Genomic DNA, 25,823 nt, shown 5'->3' with positions numbered 1-25,823 from the left:
CATCTCGCGGGAGCGGGCCCTTCGGGTTCGTGCGTACGGCGACCGGTCAGGCGTCGAAGACCTCGGCGACCAGCTGGGCCTGCTCGGCCTGGTGGCGCTTGGCCGAGCCGACCGCCGGGGACGAGCTGTGCGGCCGCGAGATGCGGCGCAGGCGCTCACCGTGCGGGACGTCGGCGCCGACGGCCAGGTCCAGGTGGTCGATCAGGTTCAGGGCGATGAACGGCCAGGCGCCCTGGTTGGCCGGCTCCTCCTGGGTCCAGAGGTACTTCTCGGCGTTCGGGTACTTGGCGATCTCGGCCTGCAGCTCGGCACCCGGCAGCGGGTACAGGCGCTCCAGGCGGATGATCGCCGTATCCGTGGCGCCGCGCTTCGTACGCTCGGCCTCCAGGTCGTAGTAGACCTTGCCGGCGCAGAAGACGACCTTGCGGACGTCGTTCGGGTTCACCGAGTCGTCGCCGATCACCGGGCGGAAGCCGCCGGTGGTGAACTCCTCCACCTTCGACGCGGCCGCCTTGAGGCGGAGCATCGACTTCGGGGTGAAGACGATCAGCGGCTTGTGGTGCGGGTTGTGCACCTGCCACCGCAGGAGGTGGAAGTAGTTCGACGGCAGGGTCGGCATCGCGACTGTCATGTTGTTCTGCGCGCACAGCGTGAGGAAGCGCTCCGGGCGGGCGGACGAGTGGTCCGGGCCCTGGCCCTCGTAGCCGTGCGGCAGCAGCAGCGTGACGCCCGAGGTCTGGCCCCACTTCTGCTCGGCCGAGGAGATGAACTCGTCGACGACGGTCTGCGCGCCGTTGACGAAGTCACCGAACTGGGCTTCCCAGATGACCAGCGACTCCGGGCGGGCCAGTGAGTAGCCGTACTCGAAGCCCATCGCCGCGTACTCGCTGAGCAGCGAGTCGTAGACGTTGTAACGGGCCTGGTCGTCGGCGAGGTAGAGCAGCGGGGTGTAGTCCTCGCCGGTCACCTGGTCGACGAGGACCGCGTGACGCTGGCCGAAGGTGCCGCGGCGGGTGTCCTGGCCGGCGAGCCGGACCGGGGTGCCCTCCATCAGCAGCGAACCGATGGCCAGGGTCTCGCCCATGCCCCAGTCGATCGTGCCGTTCTCCACCGAGGCCGCGCGGCGCTGCATCTGCGGCATCAGGCGGGGGTGGACGGTGATCCGGTCGGGGATGTTGACCTGGGACTCCGCGATGACCTTCACGACCTCCTGGGAGACCGCGGTGGTCACGGCGACCGGGAACTCGGGCTGGACCTCGGGGGCCTGTGCCGGAGCGGGCAGCGAGGTGGCCTCACGGACCTCCGCGAAGACCTTCTCCAGCTGGCCCTGGAAGTCCTGGAGCGCCTGCTCGGCCTCTTCCAGCGTGATGTCGCCGCGACCGATGAGGGACTCGGTGTAGAGCTTGCGCACCGAGCGCTTCTTGTCGATCAGGGTGTACATCTGCGGGTTGGTGAACTCCGGGTTGTCGCCCTCGTTGTGACCGCGGCGGCGGTAGCAGATGAGGTCGATCACGACGTCCTTGTTGAACGCCTGCCGGAACTCGAAGGCGAGCCGGGCGACCCGGACGACGGCCTCGGGGTCGTCGCCGTTGACGTGGATGATCGGCGCCTCGATCATGCGCGCCACGTCGGTGGCGTACATCGAGGAGCGCGAGGACTCCGGGGCGGCGGTGAAGCCGACCTGGTTGTTGATCACCACGTGCACCGTGCCGCCGGTGCGGTAGCCGCGCAGCTGCGACATGTTGAGCGTCTCGGCGACGACGCCCTGGCCCGCGAAGGCCGCGTCGCCGTGGAGCGCGACGGGCAGGACGGTGAAGTCCGTGCCGCCCTTGTTGATGATGTCCTGCTTGGCGCGGGCGATGCCCTCCAGGACCGGGTCGACCGCCTCCAGGTGCGAGGGGTTGGCGGCCAGCGAGACCTTGATCTGCTCGCCGTCCAGGCCGGTGAAGGTGCCCTCGGCGCCCAGGTGGTACTTCACGTCGCCCGAGCCGTGCATCGACCGGGGGTCGAGGTTGCCCTCGAACTCGCGGAAGATCTGCGCGTACGACTTGCCGACGATGTTCGCCAGCACGTTCAGCCGGCCGCGGTGGGCCATGCCGATGACGACCTCGTCGAGGCGGGCCTCGGCGGCGGAGTCGATGACCGCGTCGAGCAGCGGGATGACGGACTCGCCGCCCTCCAGCGAGAACCGCTTCTGGCCGACGTACTTGGTCTGCAGGAACGTCTCGAACGCCTCGGCGGCGTTCAGCCGGCGCAGGATGCGCAGCTGCTCCTCGCGCTCGGGCTGCTGGGCGCGCGGGCGCTCCACCCGGTCCTGGAGCCACTTGCGCTGCTTCGGGTCCTGGATGTGCATGAACTCGATGCCGGTGGTGCGGCAGTACGACTCACGCAGCACACCGAGGATGTCGCGGAGCTTCATCATCGACTTGCCGGCGAAACCGCCGACCGCGAAGTCCCGCTCCAGGTCCCACAGGGTGAGGCCGTGCTCGGTGATGTCCAGGTCGGGGTGCTTGCGCTGGCGGTACTCCAGCGGGTCGGTGTCGGCCATGACGTGGCCGCGGACCCGGTAGGAGTGGATCAGCTCGAAGACCCGCGCGGCCTTGGTCACGTCGTTGTCGTGCGAGGCATCGATGTCCGTGAGCCAGCGGACCGGCTCGTACGGGATGCGCAGCGACTTGAAGATCTCGTCGTAGAACTCGTTCTCGCCGAGCAGGAGCTGGGCGACGATCCGCAGGAACTCGCCGGAGGCGGCGCCCTGGATGACCCGGTGGTCGTACGTCGAGGTCAGCGTCATGACCTTGGAGATGCCCAGCTTGTTCAGGGTGTCCTGCGAGGTGCCCTGGAACTCGGCGGGGTAGTCCATCGCGCCGACGCCCATGATGAGGCCCTGGCCGGGCATCAGGCGGGGCACGGAGTGCACGGTGCCGATGCCGCCGGGGTTGGTCAGCGAGGCGGTGACTCCGGTGAAGTCGTCCATGCCGAGCTTGCCATTGCGGGCGCGGCGGACGATGTCCTCGTATGCCTGCCAGAACTCGAAGAAGTTGAGCGTCTCGGCCTTCTTGATGGCCGCGACGACCAGCTGGCGGTCGCCGTTCGGCTTCACCAGGTCGATGGCCAGGCCGAGGTTGACGTGCTCCGGCTTGACCAGGGTCGGCTTGCCGTCCTTCACCGCGAAGGAGTGGTTCATCGCCGGCATGGCCTTGAGGGCCTGCACCATCGCGTACCCGATGAGGTGCGTGAAGGAGATCTTCCCGCCGCGGGCGCGCTTGAGGTGGTTGTTGATGACGATGCGGTTGTCGAAGAGCAGCTTCACCGGAACGGCGCGGACGGACGTGGCCGTCGGCAGCTCCAGCGAGGCGTTCATGTTCTTCGCGACGGCGGCCGACGGGCCACGCAGCGTCACGTACTCCGGGCCGGCCGGGGCCTCGGTGGCCGGAGCCGCCGCAGCCTTCACCGGGACCTCTGCGGGCTTCGCGGCCGGCGCGGCCTTCGCCGGGGCTGCCGGGGCAGCGACGGCGGGGGCGGCCTGTGCGGGCGCCGGGGCCGCGGGCGCCGGGGCCTTCGCGGCCGGAGCCGGGACCTGCGCCGGAGGGGCCTGAGTGGTGGTCGGCGCGGTAGCGACCGGGGCCGGGGTCACCGCAGCCCCCGCGGCTGCGGCGCCGGGAACGGGCTTGTCCGCCGTGCCGGACGTACCCGGCTTGTAGTCGGCGAAGAAGTCCCACCAGGCGCGATCGACCGAATTGGGGTCCTGGAGGTACTGCTGGTAGATCTCGTCGACGAGCCACTCATTGGGGCCGAAAGCCGCAGCCGGGTCGGAACCCGGGCTGGCTTGGTCGGTCGAGATGCTCGAGTTACTGGGGGACTGAGACGACACGGCGGCAACCGCCCTCTTCCGCTTCACAAGGTGATGGACAGCGGAAATCAAGGCTACGCCTCCCGAGCCGTTCCATGCAGGCCGGGCCGGTCTTCGTCGTGCAAGTCACATCGGAAGGCGGGTTTCGGCGCAGGAAATGGCGGGAAACAAGCATGGTTCCGCTGCACTTCGGGTACGCAGGGCCGCAGCTACGGCCCCCTGGACCGTACCCCTGAAAGAGAACACGCAGAACGTGCCCTTCCAGTTCGAACCCTATGTCAACCTCGCGGTTGCGGGATCCCCGGAAGAGTGACTTGGATGCGGCAGCCGCGTGCGGATTCGGCCACACCGATGCGGCCGCCGTGCAGATCCACCGCCCAGCGGGCGATCGCCAGGCCCAGGCCCGTACCGCCGTCGCTGCCGGGACCGTGCGGGGACGGCACCTCACCGCGGTTGAAACGCTCGAAGACCCGGTGCCGCTCGGACTCCGGAATGCCCGGACCCTCGTCCAGGACCTCCAGCGCCAGGGACTCCGGCCCGGCCCCGCGCCGGGCGAGGACGGTGACCCGGCCGTGCGGCGGGCTGTGCTTGACGGCGTTGTCGACGAGGTTGGCCACCACCTGGTGCAGCCGTTCCGCGTCCGCGTGCGCGGTCAGCTCGGGCGGCGACACGTCCAGGTGCAGATGGACGTCCTTGCGGGTGTGGTTCCCGGAGCCGGAGGACAGCCGGCGGTGCGAGGCGGCGAGGTTCGCCTCCTTCAGCACGCCCGAGAGATACGGCCACACCTCGAAACGGCGGGCCTTCAGCGTGACCACACCGTTGTCCAGACGGGACAGGTCCAGCAGCGTCTCCACCAGCCTGCCGAGCCGCTCGGTCTGCTTCAGGGCGGTGCGCATGGTCTCCGGATCGGCCGAGGAAACCCCGTCCACGACGTTCTCCAGCACGGCTCTCAGCGCCGCGATGGGTGTCCGCAGCTCATGGGACACATTGGCCACCAGCTCCTTGCGGTGCCGGTCCACGGCCTCCAGATCGTCCGCCATGAGGTTGATCGTCTGGGCCAGGTCGCCGAGCTCGTCACGCCGGTCGGCGCCGCTCACCCGTCTGGTGTAGTCGCCGTGCGATATCGACCGGGCCACGGTCGTCATCTCGTCCAGCGGCGCCGTCAGGCCGTGCGCCACGAACTGGGTGATCAGCAGGGTCGCGATCACCGAGAACACCGTGATGAAGCGCAGCTCCGTCCTGGTACGCACGGCCACCATCAGCAGCCCGGTGGTGATGAACACCGAGACCACCACGAGTGTGCCCAGCTTGGCCTTGACCGAGAAGGGACGCAGTCCGGAACCGGTCCGGGTCATGGCGCCGGGGTCTCCAGGGCGTAGCCGACGCCGTGCACGGTACGGATCCGCTCCGCGCCGATCTTCCGGCGCAGCGCCTTGATGTGGCTGTCGACGGTACGGGTGCCGGAGGCGTCCGCCCAGTCCCAGACCTCGGCCAGCAGCTGCTCCCGGGAGAGCACCGCGCGCGGCGTATTGGCCAGACAGACCAGCAGATCGAACTCGGTCGGCGTGAGGTGGACGTCATCGGCGCGCACCCGGACCCGGCGCTGCGCGTGATCGATCTCCAGCTCACCGAGGCGCAGTATGCCGCTGCGCGGAGTGACCGCGGCCAGCGCCGCACGCTCGACCCGGCGCAGCAGGACATGCACCCGGGCCGCCAGCTCGCGCATCGAGAACGGCTTGGTCATGTAGTCGTCGGCACCGACCCCGAGGCCGACCAGCATGTCGGTCTCGTCGTCCCTGGCGGTCAGCATCAGCACCGGCACCGGCCGCTGGGCCTGCACACGGCGGCAGACCTCCAGGCCGTCGAAGCCGGGGAGCATGATGTCGAGCACCATCAGATCGGGCTGCCACGCCTCGGCCGCGTCCACGGCCGCAGGCCCGTCGAGTGCGGTCTGCACCAGAAAGCCCTCGGCCCGCAGCCGGGCGGAAATGGCATCGACGATCGTGACGTCGTCCTCGACCACCAGCACCCGGCGCTGCGCGCCCGGGGTGGCCGCGACACCGTTGTGGGTGGTGTGTGTCTGTTCCATCGCCCCGCCCCTGCCCGTTCTCACGGGGGCCATTCCCCCGGAGGCACGGTCTTCGCTTGTGGATGTCATGGGTGATCCCGTCACCGGTCAGCAGCGTAAAGGCAGCGGACTGCTCTCGGCTACGCAGGGTGTAACGGCTTGGGTGCGACGAAGTGGCGGAGTGTCGGCCTTGTGGCGCTTGGCCCCGGGCGTCCGGGGGCTGTGGATACCCGGCGGGGGCTCTCAGCCTGTCCGAAGTGCGAGATGCACCACGTCGGGAACACCTCGGGCAACACGGATCTCTTCGGTCCTTACCTCACCGAATCCGGCATTCCGCAGGCTCTGTTCGAAGTTGGCGGAGGGCTGTGCGGACCAGACCGCGAGAACGCCGCCCGGCGCCAGCCGCTCCCGGCAGTCCGCCAGACCGGCGGGGGAGTACAGGCTCGTGTTGTCCTCGGTCACGGTCCAGTCCGGCCCGTTGTCGATGTCCAGACACAGGGCGTCGTAACGGTCCGTAGTCGTGCGCAGATACGCGACGAGATCCGTCGTCAGGATCGAGGTCCGCGGATCGGTGAGCGCCGCACCGGAGATCCTTGCCAGCGGCCCCTCCCGGTGCCAGTCCACGATCGCCTGCTCCCGTTCGACGACGGTGATCCGCCCCCACCGCGGCTCGGCGGCGGCCCGCACGAGCGAGAACCCGACCCCGAGCCCTCCGATGAGCACCGACGGCGCCGTCCGGCCCGCGGGCAGCGCGGCCAGCGCCGCGTCGATCAGCAGCCGCTCGGACCGCCCGTCCGAGGTGTCCATGAGGAAGCATCCGTTGGCGATGATCTCGAAGTCGTCACCCCGCTCCCGCAGGACGACCTCGCCGTACGGGCCTTCCCGGCGGTCGAGCGTGACGGGGGCGAGGGTGTCGAGGCCGTGGATCACGGGGCTGTGGAACGCGGGGCCGTGGATTTCGGGCATGGTGCGGGTCTCCGGTGGATGACGGATGCGGTGGACGGACACGGTCCCCGCCATCCTGGCCGGTCGGCGCGGCCGGAGGCCAATGGATTGCCGGATCCGTCCGACCCGGCCGGTCGGTGCGGCCGGAGGTCGGCTGGTTGTCCGATCCATCCGACCGTTCCGTCTGTCCGGGGGGCGTGCGTCGTCGCGCGTTACGCGCCCTCCGGGCGTGCGCCGCGCACCGCGAGGAGGGCCGCCCCGACCGCGTACGCCGTCAGGGCCACCGCCCACGCCCCGGCCTGTGGGCCCGGCTGCATCGGCCAGGCCCACACCGCCGCCGCGCCGCCGTGGGCGCGGGGCGCCGCCAGATAGACGGCGCCGCCGTAGACCGTCATCGGCAGCCAGCTCAGCCGGGCACCGATCAGCGCGGCGGAGGCCGCGGCCACCCCGGTCGCGCCGAGCACGTTGCGCACCATGGCCGGCCCGCCGAACGCCTCCGGGTGCCCCGGGACCGCCGACGCGAGCGCCCCGGTCGTCAGCACGGTCAGGATCAGCAGGTGCAGCAGCCGGCGCGGCCACCAGCGGCGTACGGCGGTCCGGTCCAGCTCGTCGCTGTGCGCGTGCAGGCTGGTGCCGATCGCGGCGGAGGCGAGCAGCGGGGCCAGCACGACGACCGGGATGCGGGCGGTGTGGTCGAAGTACGGCCTGGTTTCCAGCCAGTGGGCCGCGCCGGCGGCCACGAGAACGATGCCGGCCAGGGCGACGGCGGTGAGGGGGAGGGCGCGGGAGCGGATATAGAGGACGGGGACGCGCGGTGCGGTGTGGATCGGCCGATGGCTCACAGGACCGGGACCTCCGCGGGCGTGCAGTCCGCCGGGACGGCCAGGAAACGGCCGAGCCAGACCTTGCGCTCGGCGTCCGGCATGGCTTCGAGGCGGGCGAGTTGGCGCAAGTCCGGATGCCGCGAAGAGTCCTCGCCGCTCAGCCAGCTGATGACCGCGTCAGCCGTGCGTGCCATCCGCTCACCCTCCTTCCGGCCCTTCTCGTCCGTGCCGGCCGAGCAGTCGCGGTTCACCAGACCGAGGGCGGTTTCCTCGACATACCTGTGGGGATCGGTCAGCCGGTTCCGGGTGATGCCCCAGCCACGTCTCACGTATGCGAGAGCGGCTTCGCCGTCCTTCGGGGCGGACCCGTTGTCCACGTATCTGACCGGTGCGCCCGGGACTCGCTCCAGCCGCGAGAACATCCCCCGCAACGCCTCGGACGCCTGGGGGAGCACCGGGGCGTCGTCGGCCCTCACGCAGATCTGCGGTGTACCGGGGGCGGCCTTCGTGCAGACCCTGCGCGCCACGGCGGGATCGTCCCGGAACAGGTCCTCGCCGGTGTGTGCGATCAGCGTTCCGGCCGCGATCGCCAGGGCGAGCGGAACGACGGCCAGGTGGCGCCGCCGCGCCGCGTACCCGAGGAGCACGGTGGCGGCGATACCGCCCGTCCACGCCACCAGAACCGGGGCGAACCACCACACCGGTACGTGTCCGTCCAGGATGACCTCCTGTGCCGGGCTCAGGAATCGGGCTGTCGCGTCCAGATAGCCCGGGAACCCCAGGACGACGTACGCGCACACCGCCGACACCGGAGCGATCAGCCGCCAGCGCACCAGCCTGCCTACGACGAAGCCCACGAAGCCGATGGACATCAGGAAGCCGAGATCCGCGGCGACGATCGAGACGGACGGGCTGCCGGCCCCCGTGTACGGGGCGGTCGCCGCGAACGCCGCGGCCAGCGCGACCAGATACCCGGCCGCCGCCCACAGCACGACCGGCGCCGCGGCCGTCGTCACCTGCGCGAGCCGGCCACGCGGCACCGAGAGCAGCAGCTCGGCGGTGCGGCGGCGGTGTTCCCGGCCGCCCTGCCAGCAGGCTGCCGCGGCGACGAGTGGACCGCCGAGCAGCGCCGTTGCAGAGTGCAGCTGGATCTGCGTCTCCCCCCAGCTGCCCTGCCACTGGGGAGCCTTGCCCCACAGCGGAACGAGGACGGTGAGGGCGAGTGCGAGCCCGGTCCATGGGGCGATCCCGTGCCGGAGCTCGGCCAGTAGCGCGGCGTGCGCCGGACGGCGTACGGGTGTTCTGGCGTCGGTCATCGGTGTGCCACCGCCGACCGGTGCGCCCGGAGGGCGGCGGTGTAGCCGCGCTCGATCGGGTTGCCGTCCGGCCCCTCCGGTCCGGTGTCCTCGCCGCCGAGAGCCGTCAGCTCCCGCGTCGTGCCCCGGTACGCGATCCGCCCCGCTTCGATCAGCGTCACATCGGTGCAGGCGGCGGCGACGTCCTCGACCAGGTGGGTCGAGACGATCACGGTGGACGTGCTGCCCAGCTCCCGTATCAGCGCCCGGAATTCGACCCGCTGCTCGGGATCGAGACCGGCGGTCGGCTCGTCGAGCAACAGCAGGTCCGGATCGTTGACGATCGCCTGGGCGATGCCGACCCGCCGCACCATGCCACCCGACAGGGTCTTCACCCCGACGTCTATCCGGTCGGTCAGACCCACCCGGTCCACCGCGCGCTCCACGGCCTCCGGGGCCGCCGCCGCGTCCATCTCCTTGAGCCAGGCCACATAGGCGACGAACTCGCGGACGGTGAAGCCCGGGTAGTACCCGAACTCCTGCGGCAGGTAGCCGAGCCTGCGCCGGACCGCCGCCCGGCTGCGGTGGTCGGACTTCGCGCCGACCTCGTTGCCGAACAGCTCCACCCGGCCGCCGGACGGCGCGGCGACCGTCGCGAGCACTCGGATCAGCGAGGTCTTGCCTGCCCCGTTCGGTCCGAGGAGCCCGTGCACACCGGGGGCGAAATCGAGATCGACGGCGTCGAGCGCGGCCGTTCTGCGGTGCCGGACGGTCAGTCCCCTGACCGTGACGGTGCTCATGACAGTGGTGTCGCTCATGCGTTCACGCTCACAACGTCTCCAGATGGTCGAAAGATCTACGGCGCACGGCGAGCAGCACGGCGCATGCCAGCGCCCCGGCCGCCCAGCCGCCCTGTGCGGCGGGCCCCGCGAAGTACCGCATGGCCTCGGCCGCCGGGGCGGCGATCCGCGGCGTGGAGGAGGTGGCGAAGGCGGGCAGGAGCACGGCGGCCGCCCACGCCACGGCGACGGTCGAGGCGCCGTTGCGGCAGCCGACGTACGAGCCGAGGGCGAGCGCCGCCAGTGTCATCGCCAGCCCCGGCAGCAGCCAGGCCGCGGGGCCGGGCCCGGCGGTGGACGGGGGCAGCGCGGCCCCGGCGAGGGTGAGCGCCGGAATGCTCGCGCCGAGCACCGCGGCGGTCCTGGTCAGCAGCAGCCGGAGCCCGCCGGACGGGGTGGCGGCGACGATCTCGTGCATCGGGTCGGAGTGCCGTCCGTAGGAGACGACGACCCCGGCGAGCGGCAGTACCGGCGCGATGACGAGGAGCAGCGGCCGCGTGGCCGCGCCGAGCCCGGCCCCGTACGCCAGAGCGAGGGCCCCGACGGCCACCAGCACCAGCGCCAGCAGCCACGCACCGCGCAGCGCCGGCCCGGCGGCCCACAGCAGACGCCCGGTGCGCCAGGCGGACGCGGAGACGGAGGCGGGGAAGCGGACGCGACGGCTCGGGGCGGGTCTCCTGTCCGGAGCGTTCGCGTTGCTTCGGGCGGGCCTGCTGTCGGGAGCGTTCGCGTTGCTTCGGGCGGGCCTGCTGTCCGGGGCGTGGGTGCTGCTTCGGGCGGGCCTCTTGTTCGGATTGTTCGGAACGTCCGTGTCCGTCCGGGCAAACCCCTGCCCCGGAACGTCCGCGCCGCCCCGGACGGGCCCCCTCTCCGGACGCACCTCCGAAGCGACCGCCGCCAGCATCCCCGCCCGCACTCCGTCCAGCAGTGCCGCCGGCTCGCGCCGCGCCCGTACCGCCGCCGAGACCCGTGTCGCGCACCCCTCGCACGCCTCCACGTGCTTCTCCAGGGACCACGCCTCCGTCTCCGCCGCCGAACCGGCGGCGTACCGCCCGGCCAGTTCGTCGCCCACGTGCCAGTGGGGCGGTCCGCTGCCTCTCCTCATGCCGTCGCCTCCCGTCATGCCGTGCCTCCCAGGGGTCCGGTTTCCGGAGCCAGCAGTTCCAGCGCGGTGCGCAATTCGCGTCTGGCCCGCATCGCCCGGGTCTTGACCGTGCCTTCCGGTATGCCGAGGAGCCGGGCCGTCTCGCGGGTCGTGAGTCCGTCGATGACCGTCGCGCGCAGGACCTCGCGCAGCTCGGGCGAGATCCGGTCGAGTGCGGCGCCCACGTCCCCGTACTCCAGACCGGCCAGCACCCGCTCCTCGGCGGACGGCACCGCGGCCGCCCACTCCTTGCTCCCGGCCCGCTCGGCCTGCGCGGCGAGATCGGTGCGGGCATGGACCCGCTGGGCGTCCACCAGCCGGCGCGAGGCGATCACCCAGAGCCAGCCGCCGATCCGCGCGCCGCGGTGCGAGCCGGCGGAGCGCCAGGCGGTCACGAAGGTGTCCTGGAGGACTTCCCGTACGGTCTCGGGGTCCGGGCACCGCCTGCTCAGCCGGGCGAGCAGCCAGCCCGCGTGCCGGTCGTAGAGCGTCGCCAGGGCCGCGGTGTCCCCCTGTGCGACGGCGCGCAGCAGGGCGTCGTCGTCATTTCGGTCCTCCCCCGAGGGGCGCAACAAACTCACACCCCTCTATCGGGCACCGGGCCCGGGTCGGTTCATACGTCGCTCATGTGGCTCAGGCCATAGACGGCGTGGGGGACGATCACGGAGGGTGGGATGTTGTTTCAGGGGGCTTGTACGGAACTTGTACGGAAAGGGGCCTCGCGCGGTGCATCAGGGTACGGACAGTGCGGTTCGGGAAGAACACCTCGAGGCACCACTGCTCGACGCCATACCGTGTCAGCGCCGTACGGACGAGAGCGCCGCCCCTCCGGCCCGCGAGGCCCAGAGGACCCGCAGGATCCGCGGGGCCCGCCGGTGGCTGCGGCTGCTGCCGACGCCCCTGGGGACACCGTTCACCTCCGGGTATCTGCTGGTGCTCGTCGCGACGTCCCTCTTCATGGAGTACGCCGATCCGGCCATCGTCTCCGCCGTGCTGCGCGAATCGAGCACGGACGTCGCGCATCTCGGCGAAATCCCGCTGCTCGTCCTGGCCGCCAGCGCGCTGTGGGTCGTCGGCGGGCTCGGCTCCCCGTACGTCTTCGGCTTCGCTCTCGTGCTGACCGCGCTGGAACGCCGCATCGGCGGATGGCGCACCGCCGGGGTGTTCCTGCTCGGGCATGTCGTGGCGACGCTCGGCACGGAGATCCCGGTCGGGCTGTCGGTGGTGGCCGGTCATCTGCCGGAGTCCTCGCTGCACCGGCTCGACTACGGCATCAGCTTCGGACTGATGGCGAGCGTGGGCGCGCTCGCCGGGCTGCTCACGCCGTGGCTGCGGGTGCTGTTGCTCGGTGGGGTCGGCGCGATGCTGCTGCGTGATCTGTTCGAGCTCAGTAGCCCCCTCGCCAACTGGGGGCATCTCCTGGCGCTGCTGCTCGGCGTGGCCTGCTGGCCACTGCTGCGCAGGGCCGGAGCGGCCCGGGGCTCGGCGATCGGGGATGCGGGGGTCAGGGACGTGGGGCCTTCTCGCCGTGCACCGCGAGGTACTCGGTTGCCAGCCAGGGCGCCAGGTCGTCGATGAGCATCGCGAGAACGGCCGGGTCGGCGGACGGGGTACGCCCCGTGCGCGCGGCCATCCGCATCTGTTCGCCCCGCTCCGGGTGGTCCGGGTAGTAACCGGCGAACACCTCGGCGGACTCGGCCAGGTCGCTGGTCCAGCCGCCCCAACGCGGCATGACAAGCGTGAAGCCCGACCGGACGATGCGCCGGGCGGCGCCCCGGCCGAGGTTTCGGCGTTCGGCGTCCGTGGTGGCCTCGGCGGCCCGTCGCCGCCAGCGGGGGAGCGAGAGATGGAGGTCCCCGTTGGTCTCCCGGGCGAGCAGCGGGGTGGGGCGGTAGCGCGGCAGCCGCGCCGCGAGGTCCTCGCCCAGCAGCGGGGTGCAGAGGCAGGCGAGGAAGAAGCCGAGGTCGTTGCGTTCGAGTTCACTCGTGACGGAGTCGGCGGCGACCAGGAGGACGCCGACACCGTCGATCTGGTCGAACGAGCCGTCCAGCTCGACCTCGACGGCCCGGGCCGTCGCCCGGTCGGCCTCGGTGGGCTCGGCGCGCAGGGCGAGCAGCAGGTCCAGGTCGGAGACGCCCGGAACGGCCGTGCCGCGCGGAATGCTGCCGTAGATGTACGCGCTGCGCAGCCGTGCGCCGTCGAACGTCTCGGTGATCCGGGCGCGGGCCGCCCCCACCACAGGGGCGAACACCGCAGGCACCCGGCTCAGCGAGCCCTCCCGCCGGATCGTCCCGTCCGGACTCAGCCCCCGGCCGCCACTGTCGCCGACGTCGTCGTTCATGCGGTCACTCTGCACCGTTGCGTGCATGCACGCAGGACCGGACCCGGCCTGCCGGGCGTGCGCACAGCACAGTGTTCAGCTGATCGCTCACAGCGAACACTGCGAGGGAACAACGAGCGGCTCACAAGCATTGAGTCTGCATAGCTCAACTTGACTGCCGAAGGGGAGATCATGGCTACCGAGTCCGATGCGGTCACTCCGCTCGCCCTGCCCGTGCTGCCGCTCGACGACGAGGTCGTGCTGCCCGGAATGGTGGTGCCTCTGGACCTGTCCGACACCGATGTACGTGCCGCCGTGGAAGCCGCACAGGCCGCAGCCCGCGAGGGCGGCGGCAAGCCCGAGGTGCTGCTTGTGCCACGGGTCGACGGGACCTACACCGGCACCGGTGTCATCGGCACCGTCGAACAGGTCGGACGGCTTTCGGACGGGGATCCGGGCGCGCTCATCCGCGGCCGTGGCCGGGTCCGGATCGGGGCCGGGACCAGCGGCCCGGGCGGGGCGCTCTGGGTGGAGGGGACACGGGTCGACGAGGCCGTCCCCGACCCGCTCCCCGGGGCCGCCGCCGAGCTGGTCAAGGAGTACAAGGCGCTCGCCACCAGCTGGCTGAGGAAGCGCGGCGCCTGGCAGGTCGTGGACCGGGTCCAGCAGATCGAGGACATCTCCGCGCTCGCCGACAATTCCGGTTACTCGCCCTTCCTCACCATCACCCAGAAGGTGCAGCTCCTGGAGACCGTCGACGCGGTCGCCCGGCTGAAGCTCGCCATCCAGTGGCTCGGTGAACACCTCGCCGAGCAGGACGTCGCCGAGTCCATCGCCAAGGACGTCCAGCAGGGCGTCGACAAGCAGCAGCGCGAATTCCTGCTGCGGCGCCAGCTCGACGCCGTACGCAAGGAGCTCGCCGAACTCAACGGGGACCCGGAGGACGAGTCCGACGACTACCGGGCGCGCGTCGAGGCCGCCGACCTTCCCGAGCACGTCCGTGAGGCCGCGCTCAAGGAGGTCGACAAGCTGGAGCGTTCCTCCGACCAGAGTCCCGAGGGCTCCTGGATCAGGACCTGGCTCGACACCGTCCTCGAACTGCCGTGGACGGAGCGGACCGAGGACGCGTACGACATCCGCGGCGCCCAGCGGATCCTCGACGCCGAGCACGCGGGCCTGCAGGACGTGAAGGAGCGGATCACCGAGTACCTGGCGGTCCGTAAGCGGCGTGCCGACCGCGGCCTGGGCGTCGTCGGCGGGCGGCGCGGCGGTGCCGTGCTGGCGCTGGTGGGGCCGCCGGGCGTGGGCAAGACCTCGCTCGGTGAATCCGTCGCGCACGCCATGGGCCGCAAGTTCGTCCGCGTCGCGCTCGGCGGGGTACGGGACGAGGCGGAGATCCGCGGCCACCGGCGCACATACGTCGGCGCCCTGCCGGGGCGTATCGTCCGGGCCATCAAGGAGGCCGGTTCGATGAACCCGGTCGTCCTGCTCGACGAGATCGACAAGGTCGGCTCCGACTTCCGGGGCGACCCGGCGGCCGCCCTGCTCGAAGTCCTCGACCCGGCGCAGAACCACACCTTCCGCGACCACTACCTGGAAGTGGAACTCGACCTCAGCGACGTCGTCTTCCTGGCCACGGCCAATGTGCTCGAAGCCATCCCGGAAGCCCTGCTCGACCGGATGGAACTGGTCAGGCTCGACGGCTACACCGAGGACGAGAAGGTCGTCATCGCCCGTGACCACCTGCTCCCGCGCCAGTTGGAGCGGGCCGGTCTGGCGAAGGACGAGGTGACGCTCGACGAGTCCGCGCTGCGCAAGCTGGCCGGCGAGTACACCCGCGAGGCGGGCGTGCGCAACCTGGAGCGGGCCGTCGCCAGGCTGCTCCGCAAGGTCGCGGCCCAGCACGAACTGGGCGAACGCGAGATCCCGTTCACGGTCACCGAGGCGGATCTGCGCGGTCTGATCGGACGGCCGCACCACGTCCCCGAGTCCGCCCAGGACCCGGCCGAGCGCCGCACCGCGGTGCCGGGCGTGGCCACCGGGCTCGCGGTGACCGGCGCGGGCGGCGACGTGCTGTTCGTGGAGGCGTCGCTGGCCGACCCGGAGACCGGGGGGTCCGGACTGACCCTCACCGGCCAGCTCGGCGACGTCATGAAGGAGTCCGCGCAGATCGCGCTGAGCTTCCTGCGGTCGCACGGCGCGGAGCTGGAGCTGCCGGTCGCGGATCTGAAGGACCGCGGCGTGCACATCCACTTCCCGGCGGGCGCGGTCCCGAAGGACGGCCCGAGCGCCGGCATCACGATGACGACGGCGCTGGCCTCGCTGCTCTCCGGACGACTGGTCCGTACGGATGTGGCGATGACCGGTGAAGTCTCGCTGACCGGGCGGGTGTTGCCGATCGGCGGCCTGAAGCAGAAGCTGCTGGCCGCGCACCGGGCCGGAATCACGACCGTGGTGATCCCGAAGCGGAACGAGGCGGACCTGGACGATGTCCCGGCCGAGGTCCTGGACACCTTGGAGGTCCACCCCGTGACGGATGTGCGCCAGGTGCTGGAGATCGCCCTCGCCCCGGTCTCCGCGGCCAGGCCCGAGGAGAGGATCCCGGCCGCGGCGTAGCGGCCACGGCGTGACGGACGTCCGGCGGGTCTCGTGCAACCGCGGTGAGCAGTCGTACCCGGCGGCCGAGAGTGGTGAGCGGGTGGTGTGGATCGACGGCACCACCGGCTGGACCGACCTGGTGGCACGGGAGCGGGCCGCGGGCAACTTCGGCTGACAGCACCAAGGTTCGGCATCCGACGGGACCCCCGGCGCCCCTGCGCCGGGGGTCCTCACGTTCCGTGCCCCGCGGATCAGGGGCGGTAGATGGTCCCCGGGACCGGCTCGGCGGGTGCCATCAGCTGCGGGACGGTGACGAAGGTGTAGCCCTGCTTCTTCAGCGCGTCGATGATGCCGGGCACGGCGGGCACCGTCCCCTTGTAGATGTCGTGCAGCAGGATGACGCCGTCCTTGCTCGCCTGGTCCAGGATGCGCTTCTTGATCAGCGCCGAGTCGTTCGTGGAGTAGTCCTTGGCGGTGGCGCTCCACAGGATCTGGGAGAGCCCCAGGTCCTTGCTGATGTCGGAGACGGTGTCGTCGGTGCGGCCCTGCGGCGGCCGCATCAGACGCGGCTTCTTGCCCGTGATCTCCGCTATCGCGTCCTGCGTCTTCTCCAACTCGGCACGTATATCGGCGGGCTTCCTGTCCGTCAGGATCTGGTGGGTCCAGGTGTGGTTGGCCACCTCGTGCCCCTCGGCGGCGAGCCTGCGCACGGTGTCGGGGTACTTCTTGACGTGGTTCTTGCCGAGCAGGAAGAAGGTCGCGTGCACCTTCTTCTCCTTGAGGATGTCCAGCAGGTGCGGGGTGTTCTCGCCCGGTCCCGCGTCGAACGTCAGCGCTATGCACTTCGCCTTGCGGCAGTCCACCGGGCCGAAGGAGCCCTTGGCGTCGGAGCCCGCGTCGCCGCGCGCCGAGGCCGGCGCGGTGGTCTGCATGGAGCAGCCGCTCAGCGTCAGGGTGAGGGCCGTCACAAGGGCGGCGGCCAACCCCGTACCGATCGACTTCGTCTTCATGGACAAGGCGGGTCACTCCTCCGTGGCTGAACAAGGCACGCGATGTGCGGCAGAGGAGGACTATACACACGGGGTATACACCAGGTGTATAGGGGGTTGGGTTCAGCTCGGAGAGTGAAGTTCCTGGTCAGGGGCGTGAACAGGCTAGAGCCCCCGGTGACTTGGTGCGTCACCGGGGGCTCGGCCGTGCGACGGGGTGTCCGGCGCGGCGGGGCGGGGCGGGCTCAGCCGTTGGCGAGCGCCTGCACGCGGTCGAGGGCGCCGTTGAAGTGGTTGTGGTCGCCTACGTAAGGGCCGGACGAGGTGTACTGCCAGATCGTGTAGTAGCCCCAGCCGGCCGGGAGTTCGCCGACGGTGGAGCTGTAGCGGGCCACCCATAGCGGGTTGGTGGTGCCGAAGCTCGAATTGTTACCGGTGCAGGTCTGCCACCAGCTGGTCGCGGTGTAGATGACCGCGTCACGTCCCGTGCGTGCCTTGTAGGTGTTCACGAAGTCGCGGATCCAGGAGACCATGCCGGCCTGGGTCTTGCCGTAGCACTGGGCGCCGTACGGGTTCCACTCGATGTCCAGGACGCCGGGCAGCGTCTTGCCGTCCCGTGACCAGCCGCCCCCGTGGTCCACGAAGTAGTTGGCCTGGGTGGCACCGCTCGTGGTGTCGGGGGTCGCGAAGTGGTACGCGCCCCGGATCATGCCGACGTTGTACGAGCCGTTGTACTGCTGAGCGAAGTAGGGGTTCGTGTAGTACGTCCCCTCGGTCGCCTTGGTGTAGGCGAACTTCACGCCGCTGTTCCAGAGGGTTGTCCAGTCGACGTTGCCCTGATAGCTGGCGACGTCGACGCCTTCGGTCTGGGCGGCGAGGGTTTCGCCCGGCAGTCCGCCCTGGCCGTCGTGGGCGATGACGCCCATGCCCATCGTGGCCGTGCCCCGGGCGGGCTTCTTGGCCGCCGTGGCGGTGTCGTGGGTGCCCGCGGCGCTCGCCGCGCCGGGCAGGGTGAGGAGGAGGGAGAGGGCTGCGAGCAGGGTCCCGGCTGCTGCGAGGCGCGAGCGGCGGGATGTTCTGGAAGCGGATCTGAGCACCGGCATGTGAGTGCCTCCGAGGCCTTGGTGGGGGGACGTGCTGATCCCAGGGGCACGGGGGGTACCCCTGTCGGCATGACATGGTGTGAACATGCCATGCAAGAAGCTACGCACGTAGACCCGTGCTGCGGAAGAGGGCCTGGGAGCCGCCGTTGGTCTACGCCTGCGAAATACTGGCCGAGCTGCGGCGATGACCAGCGGCGAAAGAAACTTTCAGCGGCAGGAAAGCTCATGAGGGGTGTTGACGTGCACGGGAGCGAAAGCGGTAGTGAACCCGGCGCGACCGGAGAAAGTGGTGTGGACCACGCATTCCTTGCCTTGGAGCGGGAGTTGGCCGTTTTTCTGCGCCGGGCGCGGGCCAACTCCGGCGAAATGGCGCGCGAGGTCCACCCCGAACTGGAGGCCGCCGCCTACGGACTTCTCGTACGACTGGAGTCGGCCGGGCGGCAGCGGGCCACCGATCTCGCGGCCTACTTCGGGGTCGGCAAGGCGACGATGAGCCGTCAACTGCGGGCCCTGGAGAACCTCGGACTGGTGGCACGCGAGCCCGACCCGGCCGACGGCCGGGCCTTTCTCGTTCACCTCACCGCCGAGGGGCTGGCCCGCTACCGCAGCGTCCGCGACGCCCGCCGCGACCGCTATGTGCGCAAGCTCGCCGACTGGGACCGGGCCGAGGTGGCCGAACTGGCCCGTTTGCTGCACCACTTGAACGCCCGCGCGGAGGACTGACACCCGGCCCTGGCCCTGGCCCCGGCCCCGGTTCGGGCTCGGGCTCCACACCGGCCTCGGCTCGGACTTCGGTCCCAGCTCGGGCTCCATGCCGGCCCCGGTTCGGGCTCCACATCGGCCCCGGCTCGGACTTCGGTCCCAGCTCGGGCTCCACACCGGCCCCGGTTCGGGCTCCACATCGACTCCGGCCCCGGCTCCGTCCTCGTGCCCAGCTCCGTTCCCCGTCCCCGTACCCGTCCCCGTCACAGCAGCGCGTAGACCGCCGTCGCGTCGTCATGCGTCTTGCCGCGGCGCAGAAAAGTGCGTTCCGTGTCGGCGTCCTCCAGCGCCCTGACCCGGTCGATCAGCCCCTGGGGCCCCTCCTTGTGGAGCACCCCGAGGCAGTCCGCCCAGTCGCCCTCGCGGAACATCTCCGTCCAGCGGGCCGCCCCGTCGGTCATCGCGGCCAGCGCCCGCACCCGGCCGAGCGGGGTGCGTCCGGTGACCGCGCGGGCCGCCACCGTGGGATCGGCGGCGGCCGTGAAGAAGCCGCCCTCCTTGTTCCGCACCGTGGCGTCGGCGATCGCGTCACTGGCCAGCGAGCCCGGCGGCAGGCGGTCCAGCCGGTCGTCGAGGAGGGGGCGCACCGTCCCGTCGGGAGCCTCGAACAGCAGTACGGAATCGGAGAGCACCAGGTGTTCGACCTCGCGTTCGTCCCAGCGCGCCAGGACGACCGTCGCCTGCGGTGTGCGTACGTGAGAAAGGTCACACGTGGAGCGGTGTGCGCCGGCGGTGCGCCGGATGGACTCGGCCAGAATCTCCTGGAGGGTCAGATCCCGTCGCGAACCAGACAGTTCGACCAGTGCGCCACCCAGTCGTGCGGTGAACCAGGGGACCGAGTGCACACAACCGTCGTCACCCGGTGGCGGAGTCACTCCGTCGAGCAGGATCAGCGTCCCACCCTGGCCGGAAGCGGGCAGGGCGGTCGCGGCCCAGTCCTCGTTCGGGCGTTCGGGGCTGCCGGGGGCGGTCGCGAGTGCCATGCGCATACAGCCAGTCTGCACGATGCCTTCACGAGCCCTGCACGGTCCGGTGTTGGCCTGTACCGGCAGGTCAGGCGGATGTCAGGGGCGGAAGGAATGGCTCCGTACGGCGTGCGGGCGGGCATCTTGCCAAAGCCCGGGCGGAAGTTCCAGCCGACGGGTCAGGTGTGCCGGGCGCACTCCGAGGGGAGACTTGTTCGTCAACTCCGGAGTGATGTTCACTCGTTCAGGTGGCGGAGTGGTTGATGCGCGCCCCCCTCTCAAAAGCACTGGAATGGTCAGAAGCCGTACCAGCGGTCGGGGGCGCTCGTTCATATGTGACCGTGCGTCACCTCTGCTTCAAGGGCGGACGAGTCAAGATTGCGAGCACCGGTGCAGAAGAAGCGGCCTCGGAGCAAGGGCAGTAGGCACAGCGGTTCCGGGGTGACGCCTCCGGCACCCGCCGAGAGCGGGGGCACCCGTCGCACGGTGCGGGTACGCAGCCGGCTGGTCGCCGGCGTCGCGGTCGTCGGTATCACCGTCATCGCCGCGGGTACGCCCGCGGCCCTCAGCGCCTCCGCCGACCTGAACGACTCGCAGCGGCTGGTCACCCTCGCCGAGCTGAACCAGCAGGCCATCGCGCTGGCCCACGCCCTCGCCGACGAACGTGACGAGGTCACCACCTACATTGCGGCCGGCCGCGACGAGGAGTCCGGCCCGGCGGGAGAGGGCAAGGGCGACCCCGGCAGCCGCAGCGCCCGCGTCGACCAGCGGGTGGACGAGATCAGGGACGCGGCCCCGGCCGCACTGCGCCGCGATCTCTCCACCATCCCCTCCCTGCGCCGCGACGCGCTCAGCGGCAAGGGCACGGCGCTGGCCGCCCATGAGGCGTACTCCGAGGTCATCGCCAAGCTCCTCGACCTCGCCGAGGAACTCGCCGAGAAGACCCCGCCGCGCGCCGCCGAGGCCACCCGCGCCCCGCTCGCCCTCGGCCGGGCCACCGAGCAGGCCTCCGCCACCCGCGGGCTGCTCCTCGCCGCGCTCGCCGTACCCCGTACCACCACGACCCCGCAGATCGACCCGATCACCGGACTGCCCGTCCAGACCCAGGACCTGGGCAGCAGCAAGGACGACCGCACCCGTGACGAGCTGAGCGCCGCCGCCCAGCAGGCCCGGGTCCGCGAACTCGCCTCGCTCGCCGACTTCGACCAGGCCGCGGGCTCCACCGCCCGCGACAAGCTGTCGTCCACCGTCACCGGGCCCGAGGTCAACAGCGCGGAGAAGTACCTCAACTCCCTCACCGACCGGCCCGAGCTGTCCGAGTCCGACCAGCGGACCAGCAGCAAGAAGGTCGAGGCGGCCCTCTCCGCCCGGATCGACCGGATGCGGGGCGTCGAATCCGCCCTCGGCACCGCACAGGTCCAGCACCTGGAGCAGCTCCGCGACGACGACGTCACCGCGCTCGAACTGCGGATCGCGCTGCTCGGCGGCTGCCTGCTGATCGCCGTCGGCGTCTCCACCGCCGTGGCCCGCACTCTCACCCAGCCGCTCGCCGTCCTGCGGATCGGCGCCGCCCGCCTCGCCACTGAGCCCGACAACGCCGAACCGGTCCGCTACACCGGCCGCAACGACGAGTTCGCCCAGGTCGTACGGTCCATCAACGCCCTGCACGGCAAGCTGCACGGACTGCTCAACGAGTTCAACGGCCGATTCGAGAGCCTGCAGACCGAGCGCGGCGAGCTGATCGCCGGACGCGAGGCGCTCACCCTCCAGCGCGCCGAACTCCAGGTCATGGCGTCCGACCTCACCGCCCAGCTGGAGCGGCTGAAGAACACGGTCCACCACACCTTCGTCAACCTCTCGCTGCGCACCCTCGGCCTCGTCGAGCGCCAGCTCGGTGTCATCGAGAACCTGGAGGAGCGCGAGCACGACCCGGAGCGGCTGGCCACCCTCTTCAAGCTCGACCACATGGCCACGGTCATGCGCCGGCACAGCGAGAACATGCTGGTCCTCGCGGGCGCCGAGCACGGGCACGGGCACGCGGGCCCGATCCCGCTGGTCGACGTGTTGCGCGCGGCCGTCTCCGAGATCGAGCGGTACGAGCGGGTCACCATCCAGTCCCTGCCGCCGCACGCCCAGATCGCCGGTTTCGCCGCCGACGACCTCAGCCACCTCGTCGCCGAACTCCTCGAGAACGCGACCTCGTTCTCCCCGCCGGACTCCCATGTCCAGCTCTCCGGCTGGCTGCTGGAGACCGGCGAGGTGATGCTCTCCGTCCAGGACGAGGGCATCGGGATGTCGGCCGAACGGATGAGCGAGCTCAACACCCGGCTCGGCGACCCCACCTTGTTCGACGCGAGGGAGCAGGGCGACAAGCAGACGCCCGGCGCCGGACTCGGCCTCCAGGTCACCTCGCTGCTGGCTGCCCGCCACGGCGTACGCCTCCAACTGCGCGCCAACAACGGCAGCGGGGTCACGGCGGTTGTCGTCCTGCCCCAGGCCCTGCTGCCGAAGGCGCCACCGGCCGCCACGCCGCCGCCGCTGAAGGTGCCCGGTGACGCGCCCGCACTGAACCTTCCGGGATCGGTCGCCGAGGCCAACTCCAACTCACTGCCGACGCGCACGCTCGCCCTGCCCGGCGACCCGCTGATCGCCGCGGCCGAGCAGACGATCCGCGAGTCCGGGGCGGCCGTCTCCGAGCCCGTTCCCGCGCCTGTTTCCGAGCCCGTGTCCGTGCCTGTTTCCGAGCCCGGGCACGCGGCGGACAACGCCCCGGCCGTCGCCGAGGCCGAGGCCGAGACCACGATGCAGGTCCGGCTCCCGGTGGTGCCGGAGTTCGCCGACGTCCCCGAGTTCAGGGCTCCCGATCCGTACACCATCGGCCCCGACCGCCACGAGCGCACCGCCGACGAGTCCCCGGCCCCGGCCCCCACGCCCGTCGCCGACGCCCTGCCCGGCCCCCGCACGGCGGAGCCGCAGGAGCGCATCACGGACAAGGGGCTGCCCAAGCGCACCCCCAAGGTCGTCAAGCCCACCACGGCATCCAGCACGGAGCGCAAGGGCAGCCTGGACAAGGAGGCGCTGCGCCGCCGGCTCGGCGGCTTCCACCAGGGCGCGAAGAACGGCCGCCGGGACGTCGAGGCGGAGATCGCCGAGATCACGGCGACCCAGCCGTTCCCGGGGGCCGCGGCACACGCCGGGCGCCCTGCACATACCGAGCACAGTGACCCGGCCCACCGTAACGACGGCCGAACCGATGAGACGGGGGACACAGTCGAGGAGGCACGCAGTTGACTGCGCCCAGCACATTCGGGCTGAGTACCGAAGCCCGGAACCTTCACTGGTTGCTGAGCAATCTGGTGGAGGAGGTGCCAGGGGTCCACTCGGTCACCGTCGTCTCGTCCGACGGACTGATGCTGCTCTCCTCCGACCCCGGCCATCTGATCACCCACGAGGCCACCGGCCGGCAGGACGGCCCCAGGGGCTCCAGTGCCGACCTGGCCACCATCGTCTCCGGCATCGGTAGCCTCACCATCGGCGCCGCCAAACTGATGGACGGCGGCGGCGTCAAGCAGACCATGGTCGCCATGGACGAGGGCAGCGTCTTCGTCATGTCGATCAGCGACGGCTCGCTGCTCGGTGTGCACGCCACCCCTGACTGCGACATGAGCGTCATCGCGTACCACATGGCGCTCTTCGTCGGCCGAGCCGGACACGTACTCACCCCCGAACTCCGCAGTGAATTGCGCAAATCGATGGAGAGCACCCAGTGACGCCCGCTGCTGAACCCGCCCGCAGGCTCCCCGTCCGCGGGTCCGAACGAAGGCCCGCACGGGTCCGCCCGTACTCCCTCACCGGCGGTCGCACCCGCTTCGGCCACGTCCTGCTGGTCGAGACGTTCGTCGCCGCGCTCGAAGCGCCCGAGGAACGCCGCGAGCTGACCAACGGCAACCTGTCCACCCGGGTCATGCCGGAGCTTCAGGCCATCGTCGAGATCTGCCGCCGGATGCGTACGGTCGCGGAGATCTCCGCCCTGCTGAAGATGCCGCTCGGCGTGGTCCGGGTGCTGATCAGCGACTTGGCCGACCAGGGAAAGATCCGCGTGTACGGGACCGGTCACGGCACCGGCCAGCCCGACCGCGCACTGCTCGAAAGGGTGCTCAATGGACTCCGCCGTCTCTGAGTCGCCGCTCTTCGCCCCGCGCCGGCCGGGAGCCACGGACCAGGCCGAAGAATCGCTGCAGGCCTGGCAGTTGGACCACACCAGGGCCCCCATCGCCACGAAGATCGTGGTCGCGGGCGGGTTCGGCGTGGGCAAGACGACCTTCGTGGGGTCCGTCTCCGAGATCACGCCGCTGCAGACCGAAGCGATGATGACCCAGGCCAGCGAGGAGACCGACGATCTCACCGCGACGCCCGACAAGCTCACCACGACCGTCGCGATGGACTTCGGCCGGCTCACGCTCGACGACGACCTCGTGCTGTACGTGTTCGGCACACCGGGCCAGCAGCGCTTCTGGTTCATGTGGGACGACCTGGTGCGCGGCGCGATCGGCGCGGTCGTGCTCGCCGACACCCGGCGGCTCGCCGACTGCTTCCCCGCACTCGACTACTTCGAGAGCTGCGGCCTGCCGTACATCGTCGCCGTCAACCACTTCGAGGGAACGCCGGGGTTCGAGCCGGAGGACGTCCGGGAGGCCCTGACTGTCCCGCCGCACGTGCCTGTTGTGATCATGGACGCACGTAACAAGATCACTGTCGTCGAGTCGCTGCTGGCCCTCGTGGGCCACGCCCTCGACGCCACGCCGGCATAGCTCGCACGCAACACGTAACGGAGAACCGCGATGCGGAAGATACTCATAGTCGGAGCCGGCCAGTCCGGTCTCCAGCTCGCCCTCGGACTGCAGTCCAAGGGCTACGAAGTCACCCTGATGTCCAACCGCACCGCCGACGAGATCCGGTCCGGCCGGGTCATGTCGACCCAGTGCATGTTCCACACCGCGCTCGAGTACGAACGCGACTACCAGCTCAACTTCTGGGAGTCCCAGGCCCCGCGCATCGAGGGCCTCGGCGTCTCGGTCGCCGCGCCCGACTCCTCGCGCGCCGTCGACTGGGTCGGCAAGCTGGACGGCTTCGCCCAGTCCATCGACCAGCGCGTGAAGATGGCCGGCTGGATGGAGACCTTCGCCCAGCGCGGCGGACAGCTCGTCATCCACGGTGCCGCCGTTTCCGACCTGGACTACTTCTCCCGTACGTACGACCTGGTGATGGTCTCCGCCGGCAAGGGCGAGCTGGTCTCCATGTTCGGCCGGGACGCGTCCCGTTCGCCGTTCGACGCCCCGCAGCGTGCCCTGGCCGTCGCGTACGTCCACGGAATGGGCCCGCGCCCCGAGCACCCCGAGTTCGACGCGGTCCGCTGCAACCTGGTCCCCGGCGTCGGTGAGCTCTTCGTGATGCCGACCCTGACCACGTCCGGCCGTGCCGACATCCTGTTCTGGGAGGGCATCCCGGGCGGCCCGCTCGACGCGTTCCAGGGCATCAAGGACCCCTCCGAGCACCTCGCCAAGACGCTGGAGCTCATGGAGCGGTTCCTGCCGTGGGAGTACGCCCGCGCCACCAAGGTCGAACTGACCGACGCCAACGGCACCCTGGCGGGCCGTTACGCCCCGACCGTCCGCAAGCCGATCGGCCGGCTGCCCAGCGGCGGTCTGGTCCTCGGCGTGGGGGACGTGGTCGTCGCCAACGACCCGATCACCGGCCAGGGCTCCAACACGGCCTCCAAGTGCGCGAACTCCTACCTGAACTCGATTCTCGAGCACGGCGACCGGGAGTTCGACGCCGAGTGGATGCAGGCCACGTTCGACCGGCACTGGGAGAACACGCAGCACGTCGTGAAGTGGACCAACGCGATGCTCGGCGTACCGCCGGAGCACGTACTGAACCTGATCGGCGCCGCCGGCCAGCTCCAGCCGGTCGCCAACCGCTTCGCCAACGGCTTCAACAACCCGGCGGACTTCGAGAACTTCTTCTTCGACCCCGAAAAGACGAACGCGTACCTCGCCGAGGTGTCCGGCGCCGCTTCGGCCGCCTGACCACGGCAAACGGGCCGAGTCCCGTCGGG

General features: G+C 70.9%; 22 protein-coding genes. 9 read left to right on the top strand and 13 right to left on the bottom strand.

Annotation, left to right across the window (positions count from 1 at the left end; genetic code table 11):
- Nucleotides 1-46: 46 nt before the first annotated feature.
- The 9 genes from ACFU8Q_RS18715 to ACFU8Q_RS18675 all read right to left on the bottom strand — a co-directional run bounded on the left by ACFU8Q_RS18715 (nt 47) and on the right by ACFU8Q_RS18675 (nt 11,549).
- On the bottom strand, nt 47-3,874 hold the full coding sequence (locus tag ACFU8Q_RS18715; RefSeq protein ID WP_384454836.1) for a multifunctional oxoglutarate decarboxylase/oxoglutarate dehydrogenase thiamine pyrophosphate-binding subunit/dihydrolipoyllysine-residue succinyltransferase subunit: 3,828 nt from the start codon (nt 3,872-3,874) through the stop codon (nt 47-49).
- Nucleotides 3,875-4,131: 257 nt separating this feature from the next.
- Nucleotides 4,132-5,208, bottom strand: coding sequence for an ATP-binding protein (locus ACFU8Q_RS18710; protein WP_384454833.1), 1,077 nt, complete (start codon nt 5,206-5,208; stop codon nt 4,132-4,134).
- Nucleotides 5,205-5,942 carry a response regulator transcription factor gene (locus ACFU8Q_RS18705; protein ID WP_384454830.1) on the bottom strand — a complete coding sequence of 246 codons (738 nt, stop codon included), beginning with the start codon at nt 5,940-5,942 and terminating at the stop codon, nt 5,205-5,207. The genes ACFU8Q_RS18710 and ACFU8Q_RS18705 overlap by 4 nt, the downstream gene beginning before the upstream one ends.
- 222 nt (nt 5,943-6,164) lie before the next feature.
- Complete coding sequence (locus ACFU8Q_RS18700; protein WP_384454827.1) at nt 6,165-6,887, bottom strand: spermidine synthase; 723 nt, start codon at nt 6,885-6,887, stop codon at nt 6,165-6,167.
- A 191-nt stretch (nt 6,888-7,078) separates the two neighbouring features.
- Nucleotides 7,079-7,708, bottom strand: coding sequence for a hypothetical protein (locus ACFU8Q_RS18695; RefSeq protein WP_384454824.1), 630 nt, complete (start codon nt 7,706-7,708; stop codon nt 7,079-7,081).
- Nucleotides 7,705-9,006, bottom strand: coding sequence for a hypothetical protein (locus ACFU8Q_RS18690; RefSeq protein WP_384454821.1), 1,302 nt, complete (start codon nt 9,004-9,006; stop codon nt 7,705-7,707). Before ACFU8Q_RS18690 ends, ACFU8Q_RS18695 begins: the two co-directional genes overlap by 4 nt.
- Nucleotides 9,003-9,803, bottom strand: coding sequence for an ABC transporter ATP-binding protein (locus tag ACFU8Q_RS18685; RefSeq protein WP_384454818.1), 801 nt, complete (start codon nt 9,801-9,803; stop codon nt 9,003-9,005). Before ACFU8Q_RS18685 ends, ACFU8Q_RS18690 begins: the two co-directional genes overlap by 4 nt.
- Before the next feature lie 10 nt (nt 9,804-9,813).
- On the bottom strand, nt 9,814-10,947 hold the full coding sequence (locus ACFU8Q_RS18680) for a zf-HC2 domain-containing protein (RefSeq protein WP_384454815.1): 1,134 nt from the start codon (nt 10,945-10,947) through the stop codon (nt 9,814-9,816).
- Nucleotides 10,944-11,549: an RNA polymerase sigma factor gene (locus ACFU8Q_RS18675; protein ID WP_384454812.1), complete on the bottom strand. Its 606-nt coding sequence runs from the start codon at nt 11,547-11,549 to the stop codon at nt 10,944-10,946. The genes ACFU8Q_RS18680 and ACFU8Q_RS18675 overlap by 4 nt, the downstream gene beginning before the upstream one ends.
- A gap of 145 nt (nt 11,550-11,694) precedes the next feature.
- On the opposite strand from ACFU8Q_RS18675, the gene ACFU8Q_RS18670 reads away from it, so the two are divergent.
- Nucleotides 11,695-12,546 carry a rhomboid-like protein gene (locus ACFU8Q_RS18670; protein WP_384454810.1) on the top strand — a complete coding sequence of 284 codons (852 nt, stop codon included), beginning with the start codon at nt 11,695-11,697 and terminating at the stop codon, nt 12,544-12,546.
- Here the strand turns inward: ACFU8Q_RS18670 and ACFU8Q_RS18665 are convergent.
- Nucleotides 12,473-13,309, bottom strand: a complete 837-nt coding sequence (locus tag ACFU8Q_RS18665; RefSeq protein ID WP_384454808.1) for a nucleotidyltransferase — start codon at nt 13,307-13,309, stop codon at nt 12,473-12,475. The genes ACFU8Q_RS18670 and ACFU8Q_RS18665 overlap by 74 nt on opposite strands.
- A gap of 171 nt (nt 13,310-13,480) precedes the next feature.
- Between ACFU8Q_RS18665 and lon the strand changes: the two genes are divergently transcribed.
- Both lon and ACFU8Q_RS18655 read left to right on the top strand, forming a co-directional pair.
- Nucleotides 13,481-15,904, top strand: a complete 2,424-nt coding sequence (gene lon / locus ACFU8Q_RS18660) for an endopeptidase La (RefSeq protein WP_384454805.1) — start codon at nt 13,481-13,483, stop codon at nt 15,902-15,904.
- Nucleotides 15,905-15,914: 10 nt separating this feature from the next.
- Nucleotides 15,915-16,061, top strand: coding sequence for a hypothetical protein (locus ACFU8Q_RS18655; RefSeq protein WP_384454803.1), 147 nt, complete (start codon nt 15,915-15,917; stop codon nt 16,059-16,061).
- 76 nt (nt 16,062-16,137) lie between these two features.
- Here ACFU8Q_RS18655 and ACFU8Q_RS18650 read toward each other — a convergent pair whose 3' ends face one another.
- Together ACFU8Q_RS18650 and ACFU8Q_RS18645 are read right to left on the bottom strand one after the other, a co-directional pair.
- Nucleotides 16,138-16,896, bottom strand: coding sequence for a polysaccharide deacetylase family protein (locus ACFU8Q_RS18650; protein WP_384454839.1), 759 nt, complete (start codon nt 16,894-16,896; stop codon nt 16,138-16,140).
- A gap of 224 nt (nt 16,897-17,120) precedes the next feature.
- Nucleotides 17,121-17,978, bottom strand: a complete 858-nt coding sequence (locus ACFU8Q_RS18645; RefSeq protein ID WP_384454800.1) for a lysozyme — start codon at nt 17,976-17,978, stop codon at nt 17,121-17,123.
- Between the two features lie 225 nt (nt 17,979-18,203).
- Between ACFU8Q_RS18645 and ACFU8Q_RS18640 the strand changes: the two genes are divergently transcribed.
- Nucleotides 18,204-18,701: a MarR family winged helix-turn-helix transcriptional regulator gene (locus ACFU8Q_RS18640; protein WP_384454797.1), complete on the top strand. Its 498-nt coding sequence runs from the start codon at nt 18,204-18,206 to the stop codon at nt 18,699-18,701.
- Nucleotides 18,702-18,943: 242 nt separating this feature from the next.
- Here the strand turns inward: ACFU8Q_RS18640 and ACFU8Q_RS18635 are convergent, their stop codons facing one another.
- On the bottom strand, nt 18,944-19,729 hold the full coding sequence (locus ACFU8Q_RS18635; protein ID WP_384454795.1) for a hypothetical protein: 786 nt from the start codon (nt 19,727-19,729) through the stop codon (nt 18,944-18,946).
- A 366-nt stretch (nt 19,730-20,095) separates the two neighbouring features.
- Here ACFU8Q_RS18635 and ACFU8Q_RS18630 point away from each other — a divergent pair, with 366 nt between their 5' ends.
- The 5 genes from ACFU8Q_RS18630 to ACFU8Q_RS18610 are packed head-to-tail and all read left to right on the top strand — an operon-like array spanning nt 20,096 to nt 25,794.
- On the top strand, nt 20,096-22,996 hold the full coding sequence (locus ACFU8Q_RS18630) for a nitrate- and nitrite sensing domain-containing protein (protein ID WP_384454792.1): 2,901 nt from the start codon (nt 20,096-20,098) through the stop codon (nt 22,994-22,996).
- Complete coding sequence (locus ACFU8Q_RS18625) at nt 22,993-23,475, top strand: roadblock/LC7 domain-containing protein (RefSeq protein WP_266748526.1); 483 nt, start codon at nt 22,993-22,995, stop codon at nt 23,473-23,475. Before ACFU8Q_RS18630 ends, ACFU8Q_RS18625 begins: the two co-directional genes overlap by 4 nt.
- Nucleotides 23,472-23,885: a DUF742 domain-containing protein gene (locus ACFU8Q_RS18620; RefSeq protein ID WP_384454789.1), complete on the top strand. Its 414-nt coding sequence runs from the start codon at nt 23,472-23,474 to the stop codon at nt 23,883-23,885. The genes ACFU8Q_RS18625 and ACFU8Q_RS18620 overlap by 4 nt, the downstream gene beginning before the upstream one ends.
- Nucleotides 23,866-24,516: an ATP/GTP-binding protein gene (locus ACFU8Q_RS18615; RefSeq protein WP_384454787.1), complete on the top strand. Its 651-nt coding sequence runs from the start codon at nt 23,866-23,868 to the stop codon at nt 24,514-24,516. The genes ACFU8Q_RS18620 and ACFU8Q_RS18615 overlap by 20 nt, the downstream gene beginning before the upstream one ends.
- A gap of 30 nt (nt 24,517-24,546) precedes the next feature.
- Entirely contained in the window at nt 24,547-25,794 is a 1,248-nt protein-coding gene (locus ACFU8Q_RS18610) for a styrene monooxygenase/indole monooxygenase family protein (protein ID WP_384454785.1), read from the top strand.
- The last annotated feature ends 29 nt before the right edge of the window (nt 25,795-25,823 follow it).

Origin of the sequence: Streptomyces sp. NPDC057543 (assembly GCF_042801895.1) — a bacterium.
GTDB lineage: Bacteria > Actinomycetota > Actinomycetes > Streptomycetales > Streptomycetaceae > Streptomyces.
Note: the sequence above shows the minus strand (reverse complement) of the source record. Positions and strands in the feature narration are given on the sequence as shown.

What these genes read in the sequence shown, in the direction of transcription:
- ACFU8Q_RS18710 (WP_384454833.1), bottom strand. Translation starts at nt 5,208, where the DNA reads ATGACCCGGACCGGTTCCGGACTGCGTCCCTTCTCGGTCAAGGCCAAG.
- ACFU8Q_RS18705 (WP_384454830.1), bottom strand. Translation starts at nt 5,942, where the DNA reads ATGGAACAGACACACACCACCCACAACGGTGTCGCGGCCACCCCGGGC.
- ACFU8Q_RS18700 (WP_384454827.1), bottom strand. Translation starts at nt 6,887, where the DNA reads ATGCCCGAAATCCACGGCCCCGCGTTCCACAGCCCCGTGATCCACGGC.
- ACFU8Q_RS18690 (WP_384454821.1), bottom strand. Translation starts at nt 9,006, where the DNA reads ATGACCGACGCCAGAACACCCGTACGCCGTCCGGCGCACGCCGCGCTA.
- ACFU8Q_RS18685 (WP_384454818.1), bottom strand. Translation starts at nt 9,803, where the DNA reads ATGAGCGACACCACTGTCATGAGCACCGTCACGGTCAGGGGACTGACC.
- ACFU8Q_RS18680 (WP_384454815.1), bottom strand. Translation starts at nt 10,947, where the DNA reads ATGACGGGAGGCGACGGCATGAGGAGAGGCAGCGGACCGCCCCACTGG.
- ACFU8Q_RS18665 (WP_384454808.1), bottom strand. Translation starts at nt 13,309, where the DNA reads ATGAACGACGACGTCGGCGACAGTGGCGGCCGGGGGCTGAGTCCGGAC.
- lon (WP_384454805.1), top strand. Translation starts at nt 13,481, where the DNA reads ATGGCTACCGAGTCCGATGCGGTCACTCCGCTCGCCCTGCCCGTGCTG.
- ACFU8Q_RS18650 (WP_384454839.1), bottom strand. Translation starts at nt 16,896, where the DNA reads ATGAAGACGAAGTCGATCGGTACGGGGTTGGCCGCCGCCCTTGTGACG.
- ACFU8Q_RS18645 (WP_384454800.1), bottom strand. Translation starts at nt 17,978, where the DNA reads ATGCCGGTGCTCAGATCCGCTTCCAGAACATCCCGCCGCTCGCGCCTC.
- ACFU8Q_RS18640 (WP_384454797.1), top strand. Translation starts at nt 18,204, where the DNA reads ATGAGGGGTGTTGACGTGCACGGGAGCGAAAGCGGTAGTGAACCCGGC.
- ACFU8Q_RS18635 (WP_384454795.1), bottom strand. Translation starts at nt 19,729, where the DNA reads ATGCGCATGGCACTCGCGACCGCCCCCGGCAGCCCCGAACGCCCGAAC.
- ACFU8Q_RS18615 (WP_384454787.1), top strand. Translation starts at nt 23,866, where the DNA reads ATGGACTCCGCCGTCTCTGAGTCGCCGCTCTTCGCCCCGCGCCGGCCG.
- ACFU8Q_RS18610 (WP_384454785.1), top strand. Translation starts at nt 24,547, where the DNA reads ATGCGGAAGATACTCATAGTCGGAGCCGGCCAGTCCGGTCTCCAGCTC.